This window comes from Mesorhizobium sp. M8A.F.Ca.ET.181.01.1.1, from assembly GCF_004792025.1.
In the GTDB taxonomy this organism is placed as follows: domain Bacteria; phylum Pseudomonadota; class Alphaproteobacteria; order Rhizobiales; family Rhizobiaceae; genus Mesorhizobium.
In genome coordinates this window covers 1-278 of the sequence record NZ_SRTV01000370.1, presented here as the reverse complement: position 1 = coordinate 278, position 278 = coordinate 1, and the positions used below count along the sequence as shown (strand labels likewise).

Genomic DNA, 278 nt, shown 5'->3' with positions numbered 1-278 from the left:
GCCTCGGTCAGCTCGTAGCCGCGCCGCCCGCGCCGGAACAGCGTGACACCCAGCGCCGCTTCCAGTTCGGCGATATGGCGGCCAAGCGTCGGCTGGCTGGCTGCGAGCCTGCGTGCCGCTCCCGAAAGACTGCCGGTTTCGGCGACCGCCACAAAACTCTTGATCAGGTTCCAGTCGAATTCCTTCATTCATTTTTGAATAACAGAACGCCGATTTCAGTCAATTTCAATTCGTTTGTGAACGCCTCACATTAGCCGGGCAAACGCAAGCAACGGAGA

Annotated in this window: 1 protein-coding gene; it reads right to left on the bottom strand. The window is 58.6% G+C overall.

What is annotated here, in order from left to right:
- A partial coding sequence (locus EN824_RS35005; protein ID WP_135933258.1) for a LysR family transcriptional regulator occupies nucleotides 1–188 on the bottom strand: 188 nt, incomplete at its 3' end.
- Between the last annotated feature and the right edge of the window lie 90 nt (nucleotides 189–278).